Source organism: Bradyrhizobium sp., from assembly GCF_035701725.1.
Classification (GTDB): domain Bacteria; phylum Pseudomonadota; class Alphaproteobacteria; order Rhizobiales; family Xanthobacteraceae; genus Bradyrhizobium.
Window position 1 is genome coordinate 1 of record NZ_DASSRP010000319.1, and the last position, 11,459, is coordinate 11,459.

The 11,459-nt window shown below is 61.0% G+C and carries 13 protein-coding genes and 1 pseudogene; 3 read left to right on the plus strand and 11 right to left on the minus strand.

What is annotated here, in order from left to right:
• From VFL62_RS19070 to VFL62_RS19095, 6 genes and pseudogenes are all read right to left on the minus strand, one after another.
• A pseudogene (locus VFL62_RS19070) lies at window positions 1-420 on the minus strand (beta-xylosidase); the annotation flags it as partial.
• A complete protein-coding gene (locus VFL62_RS19075) occupies window positions 417-1,181 on the minus strand; it encodes a TIGR04290 family methyltransferase (RefSeq protein WP_325173938.1) in 765 nt (254 codons plus the stop codon). The pseudogene VFL62_RS19070 and the gene VFL62_RS19075, both read right to left, overlap by 4 nt.
• Window positions 1,178-1,987 (minus strand): nucleotidyltransferase family protein, encoded by an 810-nt coding sequence (locus VFL62_RS19080; protein ID WP_325173939.1) that lies wholly within the window; start codon window positions 1,985-1,987, stop codon window positions 1,178-1,180. Before VFL62_RS19080 ends, VFL62_RS19075 begins: the two co-directional genes overlap by 4 nt.
• Before the next feature lies 1 nt (window position 1,988).
• Window positions 1,989-3,092 carry a CgeB family protein gene (locus VFL62_RS19085; protein ID WP_325173940.1) on the minus strand — a complete coding sequence of 368 codons (1,104 nt, stop codon included), beginning with the start codon at window positions 3,090-3,092 and terminating at the stop codon, window positions 1,989-1,991.
• Window positions 3,089-3,673 (minus strand): histidine phosphatase family protein, encoded by a 585-nt coding sequence (locus tag VFL62_RS19090; RefSeq protein ID WP_325173941.1) that lies wholly within the window; start codon window positions 3,671-3,673, stop codon window positions 3,089-3,091. The genes VFL62_RS19085 and VFL62_RS19090 overlap by 4 nt, the downstream gene beginning before the upstream one ends.
• A gap of 14 nt (window positions 3,674-3,687) precedes the next feature.
• Window positions 3,688-4,782 carry an inositol-3-phosphate synthase gene (locus VFL62_RS19095; RefSeq protein WP_325173942.1) on the minus strand — a complete coding sequence of 365 codons (1,095 nt, stop codon included), beginning with the start codon at window positions 4,780-4,782 and terminating at the stop codon, window positions 3,688-3,690.
• Window positions 4,783-5,058: 276 nt separating this feature from the next.
• On the opposite strand from VFL62_RS19095, the gene VFL62_RS19100 reads away from it, so the two are divergent.
• Both VFL62_RS19100 and VFL62_RS19105 read left to right on the plus strand, forming a co-directional pair.
• The gene (locus VFL62_RS19100; RefSeq protein ID WP_325173943.1) at window positions 5,059-5,328 is read left to right on the plus strand and encodes a hypothetical protein; all 270 of its coding nucleotides are present in this window, start codon (window positions 5,059-5,061) and stop codon (window positions 5,326-5,328) included.
• Complete coding sequence (locus tag VFL62_RS19105; protein WP_325173944.1) at window positions 5,325-6,299, plus strand: hypothetical protein; 975 nt, start codon at window positions 5,325-5,327, stop codon at window positions 6,297-6,299. Before VFL62_RS19100 ends, VFL62_RS19105 begins: the two co-directional genes overlap by 4 nt.
• On the opposite strand, the gene VFL62_RS19110 is transcribed toward VFL62_RS19105, so the two are convergent.
• A complete protein-coding gene (locus tag VFL62_RS19110) occupies window positions 6,293-7,084 on the minus strand; it encodes a Crp/Fnr family transcriptional regulator (protein ID WP_325173945.1) in 792 nt (263 codons plus the stop codon). The two genes, VFL62_RS19105 and VFL62_RS19110, sit on opposite strands and share 7 nt — an antisense overlap.
• Window positions 7,085-7,281: 197 nt before the next feature.
• Between VFL62_RS19110 and VFL62_RS19115 the strand changes: the two genes are divergently transcribed.
• Window positions 7,282-8,208 carry a cytochrome c gene (locus tag VFL62_RS19115; protein WP_325173950.1) on the plus strand — a complete coding sequence of 309 codons (927 nt, stop codon included), beginning with the start codon at window positions 7,282-7,284 and terminating at the stop codon, window positions 8,206-8,208.
• Between the two features lie 6 nt (window positions 8,209-8,214).
• Here VFL62_RS19115 and VFL62_RS19120 read toward each other — a convergent pair whose 3' ends face one another.
• The 4 genes from VFL62_RS19120 to VFL62_RS19135 form a co-directional block, all read right to left on the minus strand.
• The gene (locus VFL62_RS19120; protein WP_325173946.1) at window positions 8,215-8,631 is read right to left on the minus strand and encodes a c-type cytochrome; all 417 of its coding nucleotides are present in this window, start codon (window positions 8,629-8,631) and stop codon (window positions 8,215-8,217) included.
• Complete coding sequence (locus VFL62_RS19125; RefSeq protein ID WP_325173947.1) at window positions 8,612-9,790, minus strand: cytochrome c oxidase assembly protein; 1,179 nt, start codon at window positions 9,788-9,790, stop codon at window positions 8,612-8,614. Before VFL62_RS19125 ends, VFL62_RS19120 begins: the two co-directional genes overlap by 20 nt.
• Window positions 9,791-9,833: 43 nt before the next feature.
• A complete protein-coding gene (locus VFL62_RS19130; protein WP_325173948.1) occupies window positions 9,834-10,436 on the minus strand; it encodes a cytochrome c oxidase subunit 3 in 603 nt (200 codons plus the stop codon).
• The coding region (locus tag VFL62_RS19135) for a cytochrome c oxidase subunit I (protein WP_325173949.1) at window positions 10,433-11,459 on the minus strand (1,027 nt) is incomplete at its 5' end. The genes VFL62_RS19130 and VFL62_RS19135, both read right to left, overlap by 4 nt.

Genomic DNA, 11,459 nt, shown 5'->3' on the forward strand with positions numbered 1-11,459 from the left:
TGGCGTACGTCCCGCGAGCAGCTCGGCCGTGCGCTGGAGACCCCAATCTTGGACCTCGTCGGCCCCGAACGACGACACACCAACCTCGGTCACCCAGACCGGCAGCGCGACGAGCGCCTGGATCTCCGCGAGCTTGTCAGGCCAAGCCTCGATCTTCCAGAGATTCCAATCCAGCGGAAATCCGTGAACGGCGACGGCATCGACATGGTCAAGCACGCCGTTGTCCTTCATATTGGCGATGAAGTGCGGATCGATCGGGGAGATGCCGCCGAGCACGCGCGGCAATGACGAATGGACCGACCGGATCGCTTTTCCCGCAGCGATCGCCATGGCGGCATAGTGCTTCCAGTCGGGATCGAGCTGCAGGTCCCAATGCGATTTGTTGTTGGGCTCGTTCCAGATTTTTGCCGCTTCGATCATTTTGCAGCGTTCCGCCCTGGAGAAATCGGGTCTTCGATCCGCGGCCGTGCGCCTTTCCGGCAGAGATATACTTCCTCCTCGGGATGCGCTGCGATGATGAAGCCCGCGCTTCGCAGCATGGCCTCGACGCAGGCGCGGTTCGGCGCCCACCAATTGGTCGGATCATCGGCATATCGATGTTCGATAAAGTGGAGCTTCGGGTAACCGGGACTGTCGAAATGCTCCGTTGTCCAGAAATCGTAATTCTTGTCGATCGTGTCGACTCGGCTGGCGCCGCGCTGCATCGATTGAAACAGCAGCATGTCGGCCGCGACATGTTCGTGGATCAGGTCGAGCGCGAGGAGCGGATGACGAAGGTGGTAGAGCACGCCCATGAAAATGACGAGGTCGAACTTCTCGCCGAGTTGACCGACGTCATAGGCCGAGAGGTTTCGAAATTCGATCTTGAGGCCGCTGACCTCAGCCGCAAACCTTGCCTGCGCCAGATATTCGTCGTCCGTGTCGAGGCCGAGCACGCGCGCGGCACCGCGGCGCTTCATTTCCATCGCATAGAAACCGGCGTTGCAGCCGATATCGAGCACGGATTTTCCCGCAAGACATTCCGGGATCACTCTCGCGAATCTGCGCCATTTCACGTTGGGATAATCGCCGAGAAAATGGTATGGCGCCGTGGGCACCCCGTTGAGGTCGAGATTGTGAAACCAGGGACCGAGCGCATCGATACGCTCTCTTATCTCGTCTCGTGAAAGCAGGGAGGTCACGACACTCCTCCTCGATCGGAGTTGGCGATCGATGCGGTATCTGCTCCGGACGCGGCGAGAAGGGTGAAACGCTTGCTGTCTTTCTCGGATGTTGCGGCGAGCAGCGCGATAGCAGTCCGGTACCCGTCGATCGTGCCGACATCGACGTAGGAGCTGCCGGCTTTGACGCCGACGCCGTAGCCGCCGGCCGCGAGATAGCTGTTCACGAGTGTTCCAAAGTATTCGTCCTGCCGTCCGCGCTGTTCCCACAGCAGCAGCAGATCGCGAAATCCGGACGCGGACATTTTGAAGGCGCCCCATATCCAGTTCGACGATGCATTCGCCTGCTTGACCTGGATTTCCTTGACCTGTTCGCCGTCAAGCACCACGGCATCGAAATGCTCCGGATGTTCGACGGGAAAAAGCAGAAATGACAGCGCAACCTCGGGAAGGGAGCCAAGCGCGGCACTTGGAAACCAGACGGTATCGGGCAATCCGACCAGAATATCCTCCTGCGAGCCGACCACCGTGCGAGCCCTGAATACGGCGTCGCAAAGCCCCAGCGCATGCGGTTGAACCACATAGGCGAGTTGCGCGCGGCCATAGCTATCGCCGAAATATTCGAGGATGTCGGACTTGCCCGGCGAAATGACGAAACAAATCTTGTCCGCGCCGCCAAGGATCAGGCGCTCGACCAGATATTCGGCGACGGCACAAGGCCGCGCGAGGCCATTGTCGGTGCGGCTACCGACCGGAAGCAGTTCCTTGGAAAATGCCAATGGCTGAATTCGGCTGCCGCGTCCAGCGGCCGGAACCACGCCCCACATGTCAGCTCTCCTCAAACGCCGGTTGGGAGGCGTCATGCTGCTGTATGCCTTCAAGCAGCGCGACGAGCTCACGCGCGCGTCTTGCCGAACTATGTTGATCGAGTGTGCGTTCGCGGGCGTGAGCCGCGATCCGTCTCAATTCGTCATCCTGGCGTTCAAGCGCCGCCAGCACGTCGCTCCTGTCGCGCGCGAGCAGGATCTCGGTGCCGGGTTCGAAAAATTCGGTAATACCTTCCCAGACATCGCTCAGGAGCGGTGCGCCGCAGGCGGCGGCCTCGAACAGGCGTCCCGATGGACACCAGCCCATCTCGGCCATCGGCTTGCGAGTAAGGTTCAGCGTCAGCCTTGAAGACGCAAAGAAAGCGGCATGCTCGGATGGTGGCAGGTGACGGACGAAATAGATGTTCGGCGACCACGGAAAGTCCGGCGGATATTGCGCGCCGGCGATCAGAAACCGCAGGTCCAGCCGGACGGCGGCCGCGCTCGTGAACAAGGATTCAAGCGTATGCTGCCGGTCCTTGGAATAGGTGCCGAGATAAGACAGATCCGCACGGTAGTGCGGCTGGGAAGCGGCCGGCCGATGAATGTCCGGGTCGACGTGGCCGTACAACGCCTCGATGCGGCGCGCGCCGGCCAAGCGTCGAAACTCGCGAAAGACGGCATCGCCGCCAGTGAAGCTTAAGACCAGATCGAAGCAGCCGAGACCCTCGGCGCCGATATAGGGGACCTGTTCGCCGGTACTCAGTCTCGCCAAGGTAATTGGCGTATCGAGGTCGTAGAAAACGTGTATCGCGCGCGCGCAATCGAGACTAAGCGCGGTGGCATCGGTCGCATCGGGGCAATAGGACGTCACGATGATCGCATCGGCATCACCCGCGGCGCGGCGTGCCGTGGGTCGGACAGTTTCCCAATCGCTGTAGAGTTCGAGCCGCCCACCGGGCAGTTCGTGGAAATCCCTCGCGGCCGCGTAATAAGATACGTCGCGTTCAAAGAAAGCGACGTCGTGGCCAAGCCGAATGAGGTTCTTGCAAAGTCCCCGCCACAGGGTGGCATGACCGTTGCCCCATGACGAAGAGATCGTAAGGCCGAAGATGACGATCTTCACACGGAAACCCTTTGATTGATCCGGGAGATGTACGCGCCGGTAGCGTCGAAACACAATGTGCTGATGCTGGCCGGATCCACGGCGATCGCGAGAAAGTCGTCGAGCGCTATGCGCGCGTAGTGCAGCAGCGCCGCCCGAATGGGTTCGGCATGGCTGACAATGAGGGTTGCGCCAGCTGCCGGCTCGCTCCGGAGTTCTTCGATATGCTGGACGACGCGTTGCTGCAGACATTGCATGCTTTCGCCGTGGGGCGGGCAAGCGGTGCCACGCTGGTTGTTCCAGACGTTCCAGGCAGGGGATTGATCGAGCTCAACGAAGGATCGGCCTGTCCAGTCGCCAAGGTCGATCTCGTCGAACGCCGGTACGATTTCGACGGGAATGCAGAGAGGCCAGGCTAGTATACTCGCCGACTGCTGGGCGCGCCGCTGAGGGCTGGATTGTATCGCAGTGACATTGCGCGGGATCGAGCCGATGCATGCCGCGATCTGACGCCGGCCCAATTCATCGAGCTCGATGCCCGGCATGCGGCCGCAGAGCACGTGCGAGAGGAGGGCATGATGGCCGTGGCGAAGCAGATGCACAATTTTCGTCATTGTCATCCTTTGGCGTCGATAAAGGCGCGCGTTCGCTGCCGCGCTTCCTCGTCGCTGAACTGCTGCGGTGGAGATTTCATGAAATAGCTGGAAGGTCCGCTCAAAGCGCCGGCGACGCCGCGATCCATTGCGAGCTTGGCACATCGGACCGCGTCGATGACGACGCCGGCGGAATTTGGCGAGTCCCAGACTTCCAGACGGACTTCGGCGCTTAGCGGTACGCCGCCGAAGGTGGTTCCTTCCAGGCGGATATAGGCAAGTTTGCGGTCGGTAAGCCAGGGAACATGGTCACTGGGCCCGACATGAATGTCGTTTTCATCGAGTGGCACAGCGAACTGGCTGGTGACGGCCTGCGTTTTCGAGATCTTCTTTGAAGCCAGGCGCTCGCGCTCGAGCATGTTCTTGAAGTCGGTATTGCCGCCGAAATTCAGCTGGTAGGTGCGATCCAGCCGCACGCCGCGCTCCCTGAACAGATTGGCGAGCACGCGGTGCATGATCGTCGCGCCGACCTGGCTCTTGATGTCGTCGCCGATCACCGGCAGTCCCGCGGCCTGGAAACGCTGCGCCCATTGCGGATGTGAAGCAATGAAGACGGGAATGCAGTTCACAAAGCCGCAGCCCGCCTCAAGCGCCCGCCGGGCGTACCATTCGCTCGCCTGTTGTGATCCGACGGGAAGATAGGACACCACGACGTCAGTACGCGATTTCAGAAGAACGTCGGTGACGTCGCATTCCGGGCAATCGGCAACGGGAACGTCCTCTTCCAGATAGCGGCCGATACCGTCCAGCACCGGTCCGCGCTGTACTGCGACACCTGTGTACGGCACATTCGCAAAACGGTGGGTGTTGTTCGGCCGTGCATAAATCGCCTCGGCGAGATCGCGGCCGACCTTTTCCGCGTTGACGTCAAACGCGGCAGATATCTGAATGTCACTGACGTGGTAGCCGCCGAGATCGACGTTCATCAGGCCCGGCACCGGTTCGTTCGCCTTGGCATTCCGGTAATAAGTGAGTCCCTGCACGAACGAACTTGCGCAATTGCCAACTCCGACGATGCCTACGCGAACGCGGCGCCTGTCCTGAAGCCGTGAGTGCATCGTCCGTTGCTCCTCTTGAACGTAAGTACCTCGCGAACGTGCGGCTGATGCCTTCGTTCCTTTCCCTCCGTCAGGCTGGGTCGAGCACATCTGAATTTGCCTTGCTGAATCGAAAAAGCTTAACCCATGATAGGATTGAGCCGGACGGCACAGGAACGTTCTTGGAAGATGATGATGAAGATGATGCCGACAGGTTCGGGAGAAAGTGTCGGCGAATAAGAACGAAATCCATCAGATGACGTTGCCATCGGTGCGCACTCACCGATGGAGGCGAAAATGAGTGAGAGCCAGACCACCACAGATCATGGGGTCATTCGTAAATGGGCGACCGAGCGGCAGGGGCGGCCCGCAACTGTCAAGGCAACCGAAGATGACGGGCACGCGGGCATTTTGCGGATAGACTTCGGTCCGCCTGACGAGGGCCTCGACAGCATCGACTGGGACGAATTCTTTCGCAAGTTCGACGAGACCAAGCTGGCCTTTCTGTACCAGGATCGTACCAAAGACGGCAAAATCAGCCGCTTTCACAAATTCGTCCATCGATGAGGTCGTCCGCGGCGGCGAACGATTCGAATCCGGGCGATGATACGGGTACCGACTGGATCGCCGCCATGCGGGCCGGGGACTTTGCGCGCGCCTGGGAGATCAATGATTGCGATATGGCCCGTTCGCGGTCGGTCAAGCACGAAGGGCCGCGTCACCTTCAACGGATCTGGCGCGGCGAACCGCTCCGGGGAAGACGGGTGCTTGTTCGCTGCTATCACGGGCTGGGAGATACGATCCAGTTCGCCCGATTCCTGTCCCCGTTGCGACAGATCGCAAGCCATGTCACGGTTTGGTGTCAGCCGGCGCTGGTCGCGGTGATCGCGAAGGTCGACGGCGTCGATCGCGTCTTGCCATTGAATGACCGCACGCCGGAGGTTGATTTCGATGTCGACGTGGAAATCATGGAACTCCCGCATGCAATTCGTGCAACCCGTCAACAGGTCGAGATGCGCCATCCGTACTTGCGGCCCGGCGCCGGTAATCGCTCCGATCACAGGACGGGCGGAAATCTCTTTTCGATTGGATTGTGCTGGGATGTGGGTGACTGGGATCGGCGGCGCGTCGTTCCTCCCGCGCTTTTCAGGTGGCTCAAGCAGCCCGGCGTGCAGTTCTACTCGGTGCAGGCAGGGGACGTTGCCGAGGTGGTGAGGAAGATCGGCGCCATCGACATCAGTACGCCCGACATCGATATTCTCTCGGCGCGGCTCCAAAGACTCGATCTGTGCATTTGCCCGGATACGATGCTTGCTCACCTGTCGGCCGCACTGGGCTGCACGACGTGGGTGATGTTGCATTCGGAATGCGATTGGCGCTGGCCAGCGCGAGCGGACACCACTATCTGGTATCCGACGATGCGGCTGTTCCGCCAAAAGGTGGCCGGGGATTGGTCCCCGGTCGGCGCCGAAATCCGTTCCGCGCTCGCCAGCGAGATCGCCCGGCGCGGGCATGATCGCCGGATCTTGCGTCAGTAACACGCTGGGGCCGCTGACAGCGTTGCCGGCGCTGCAGGGCGTTGTATTCCGTGATTCTCGGACGTGACCGCCTCCCTCATGCCGAGATAACCGGGATCAAAGCGGGCGAGACTGGACAGCGCTTGCCGATGTTCGATTGTGATGGTTCGGGACTGCCAGGTGAGCAGTTGTCTGCGCCGCAATTCCTGGATGATGCGATTGGTATGCACCGGCGATATCGCGCAAGCCGAGGCGAGATCGGACTGCGTGAAGGGTGATGGAAATCGATCGTCGCCGGCAAGGCCGACGGCTCGAAGTCGCACGGCTATCTCGCAGAATAGATGCGCCACACGCGTGAGAGAATCGCGGCTGCCGAGATTGACGATCCAGTTGCGCAGGCAGGCCATGTCGGAGTGGACGAGCAATTGGAGCGCGTGACGTAGCGCTGGTGAGAGCGAGGAGATTTCGCAAAAAAAGTCGTGGGGCACGAAGGCGACCACCGTCGGTCCGAGTGCCGTAAGATGCGCGTCGAATCGCGGAACGGAAAGTGTGTGAAGGTCGGGGATGTCGCCCGGAACGTAAATCGAAGTGATCTGCCGTTCGGTTTGGTCTCGCCAGCACAAATAGCCTTGCAGCAGCAGGCAGCAGCGCAAAGGACGGTCGGACCTGTGCTGCACGCGATCGTAGGAAGAAAGATGGCTTATCGTGGAAGGCATCCGGGTCAGAAGGTCAAGGTCGCGCTCCGACAACTCGGCGACGCTCGCCAAGCGGTCGGCGAGCCTGGTGTAGGCGAAGCCCTTCTGCATGATTGGTCTCATCCGCCTGGCTGTTCGCAGTGAGCCAGAAGCCTAGCTGCTCTTTCGCTGACCCTGATCGAACAATCCGGGCACCTGACAGCCGTTCCTATTTTGGCTTGTTGGAGCCGGGAACGTCGGCGAACGTACAAAGTTGGTCATCAAGCGTTTTCCGCAATGGAACGGTCGAACGAAGGAAAGTGCGTGCGATGCGCATGCGTACAGTACGCAGATACGCGGCGGTCGCGGCGGTGACAGCGCTGGTCGTCGTCTTCGTCGTCGCCTGGCGGATCACCATGCCGCAACCGATTTCGGCGGCCGAAATGGGTCGCTTTCCGGACACCGGCGATGTTGCGCGTGGTCGGCAGGTGTTCGCCGCGGGCGATTGTGCCTCCTGCCATGCCTCGCCGGGGCAGCCGGACCGTCTTCATCTCGGAGGCGGGATTGCTCTGGCCTCGCCGTTCGGTACGTTTCGCGCGCCGAATATTTCTCCCGATCCGGTCGACGGAATCGGGAACTGGCGAACCAGCGATCTGGCCAATGCCCTGCTGCGCGGCGTTTCCCCTGACGGCAGCCATTACTATCCGGTGTTTCCGTATCCCAGTTTCGCGCATATGAGTGCTGGAGATGTGGTCGACCTGATGGCCTATCTACGCACGCTGGAGCCCGTTAAGGGCCGCGCGCCGCCCCATGATATAAATCCGATATTCAGTGTCCGTCGTTTCGTTGGTTTTTGGAAAACGTTGTATTTCAGTCAAACGCCGATCGAGCCGGATCCGAACCGCGATATGAAATGGAATCGCGGGCGATATCTGGTCGAGAGTCTCGGTCATTGTGCGGAATGTCACGCCACACGCGATCTGCTGGGCGGAATCAAACCGGAGACCAGGTTTGCAGGTGGCGTGGATCCGGAAGGCGTGGGTTTTTATCCCAATATCACGCCGGTGCGAATTGGCGGCTGGTCCGAACAGGATGTTGTGGAGATGCTGAAAAGCGGCCAGACGCCAAACCATGGCCGCGTCGGCTCTTCGATGAGCGAGATCGTGGTCAACACCGCCTTGCTCTCGGACGAAGACCGCCACGCGATCGCGGCCTATATCAAATCGTTGCCGGCGCGACCGACAGCGGCGCCCTAGGCGGCCCTAGTGCGCATAGAGATAGGCGGCGACGTCGCGTGCTTCGGCTTCGGATATGCCGGTGTCTGGCATCGCGGTTCGCGGCGATAGCGTTCGCGGTTCGACAATCCATTGGATGAGATTGTCGGGTGAGTTGAACGCGACGCCGCCGACGTAGACGCGGTTGATCAAGCCCGAAAGGGGAGGCCCGACCTGACCATCAGCGCCGGGAATTCCTGCGATGGTGTGGCACCCTCCGCATCCATATTGGCGCATGATTGCGGGCGCGCGGCGCGGTTCGCCGCCGGTGATGGCGCTCGCAATGCGCTCACTCTGACGGCTCGAGGACAAGGTCACGGCAGTTGTCGCGCCGATAGCGACGGCGAGGGCTAGAACTACAGCGGCCGCCAACGGCCAGCGGCGATTATGTCGCGCCGACCACATCGCTATTCCTTGTCCGTTCGCCCACCTGTCTGATCCAGACCGCCGTGAGTGCAAGCGCCACCCCGGCATAGATCGTGCCGGCGGGCACCCACATGATGATGCCCGCGAGCTGCTGGTCTTGCAGCGGCGTCAGGCCGAAAGCGTAGGCGTTCGCAGTCTGAGCGCCGTAGAGGACGCGAGGCGCCAGCGCCATCAATGCGCCGAGCAAGCTCGTGTGCAACATTGTCATGAAGACCTGCCAGGCTGCGACCCCGGCGTCGTTTCGCCTCAGCACCGACCACCAGAACAAGATCGCGGTTAAAAAAAAGCTCAGATGTTGCAGGCGATGGATCGCGAGGTTGGTGACGGCTGCATCGAACGGCCCGGGCGCGTGCCACAGCCAGATCGCAGCCCCGTGCAGCGCCGTCGCCTGGCTCCGTCCCGTCAGCCATTGCCATGCAAGACGAAGCGGATTGCGCCGCATCAGGCGGCCAATTCCGACGCGAAGCGATCGCGGAAAGGCCCAGAGCATGGTCCCGATCGGGTTGGCGAGCACCAGCAACGGCGCCGAAATCGCCATGATGATTTCATGCTCGATCATATGGAAAGTGAAGAGATGTTCACCGAGCCAGTGCAGTGGCGAGATCAGACTTGTGGCAAGGCTCAGCCAGCCTGCCCAACAGATGCAGCCGAGCCAGAGCCGGCTCCCACCTCGTTTGCCTCGCTGCCGAAGTGCAACATTGCCCGCGGTGTACAGCACCGCGAAAATGGCGAGCGGCGTAACAATCCAGGGGTCGAACGTCCAGGGAAGGTGTTGCGTTGGCTCGGCGGCAGCGTGCGCCGAAGCGCGCTCGGCGTGGAGCAAAAAGGCCACCGTGACGAAGCCTAGCGCTCGCATCCGCTCAAGGCCCAGGACGCCAGCGTTTGCAGAGCCAGCGCGAAAGCGAACATGATTGCAGATAGCGCGCTGAGGCGCGCGTCGAATCGAAGCGTCTCGGGCGAGCCAAATCCCATGGGCGTGGCGGAAGCCGATCGCCAGGAGACGCATCCGGCTAGTAATGCGAGCGCGGTGAGGCCTGAGGAAACCAGCGCGGACAAATGTGACTGCCGGGTGCAATCGACAAAGGGAAGCATTTGGCCAAGCAGCATGTTGAGCGCCCAGGCCGATGCGGAAACGCAAAGGCCCGCCCAACTCGCCAGACGGGCGTATGCACGTGAAAGCGTCATAGGCGCGGGACCCAGTAAATGCAGCCATAGATAGGAAGCCACGCCAGCACGACAAAGTTCCAATACATGGCGTTGTCCTGTACGTCGCCCAGCCGCCGGGGGGTTCGCCCATGGCGGGTGAACACCAGCGCGGCGAGCACCAGCGTATCGACGAGATCGGTAATGAGATGGGTCGTGTGCAGGCCGAGCAACACCCAGATCACGGAGCCGTACGCGTTGGTGTCCCAGTTCACGCGCAGGGCGTTGAATTCGAAAGCTCGGACGACCAAGGGTGCGATCCCGAGGAGCGACATCACGATAATGCCGATCCGCACCTTGCGCAGTTGTTGCGCCTGCGCCCAGCGCGAGATCAGATAGTTCGGAACCAGGCTTGCGATCAGGATCAGTGTGACCAGCGTCCCCGGCAGCAGATCGGGAGGTGGTGCGTCGATCGGCCATGTCGTGGCGAGACTCATCAAATAGAGGTAGACGGCAATGACAAGCGCAAAGCCGGTGCCCTCGATCAGCATGAAGGCGGCGGTACCCCACCAGGTCACACTGCTTGTTCCAAAGCCGTGCAACGGCAATCGTGAAAGATCGACGACCGCCCGCTCCCTCATGCCTCGTCCTCCGGCACACCCTTGGGCCAGAACCATCCCACGAGGGCGATGGCGACCGGGATCGATCCCCAGACGATGGCCCAGGGTGAGAAGATCGACCAGATCAACTCGATGGTTGTCGCAATCGCCGTCAGCAGCGGCCAAATCGAATTGCGCGGCGAAGCCTCACGCGCTTGCGGTTCGGCGGCAGCGACCGATGTGATGACGAGCTCGCGCCGATCGGTGCGCAGGCCGGAAGCGACGGCCAGTGTGTCGGAAGGCTGCCACAGCGGATCGCGGCTACGAACCACGGGAACGCAGACAAAATTGTAGCTCGGAGGCGGCGAGGACGTTGCCCACTCCAGCGTCGGCGCGTTCCACGGGTTGGCCGGTGCAGGCGATCCGAATTTGGCGCTGCGCAGGGCATCAAAGAAGAGCAGGACAAAGCCCGCGACGAGAATAGCGGAGCTGGCGCTGATGAAAAGATTGAGCCCATGCCAGGGCAGGTCCGGCTGATAGGTGTAGATGCGGCGGGGCATTCCCTGCAGGCCGAGAATATGCATCGGGAAGAAAGTCAAATTGAAGCCGACAAAGATCAGGGCAAAAACCCAGCGGCCGATGCGTTCGCTCATCATTCGGCCGGTGATCTTTGGGAACCAGTAATAAAGGGCGCCGATCAGCGGGAACACGGCGCCGCCGACCAGCACGTAATGGAAATGCGCGACGACGAAGTAGGTATCATGCACCTGCGTATCGAAGGGAACGGAAGCGACCATGACACCGGTCAGGCCGCCGATTACAAACGTGACGATGAAGCCGATGACGAACAGCAGGGCCGTCCTGAAAACCGGTTTGCCGTCCCAGAGCGTTGCCAGCCAGCAGAAGATCTGGATGCCGGCAGGAATTGCGATCGCCATGCTGGAACCCGTGAAGAAGCTCTCGCCGAGCCGAGGCAGTCCGGTTGCGAACATGTGGTGCACCCACAAGCCGAAGGAGAGAATGCCGGTCGCAATGAGCGCCATGACCAGCGGCAGATAGCCGAAC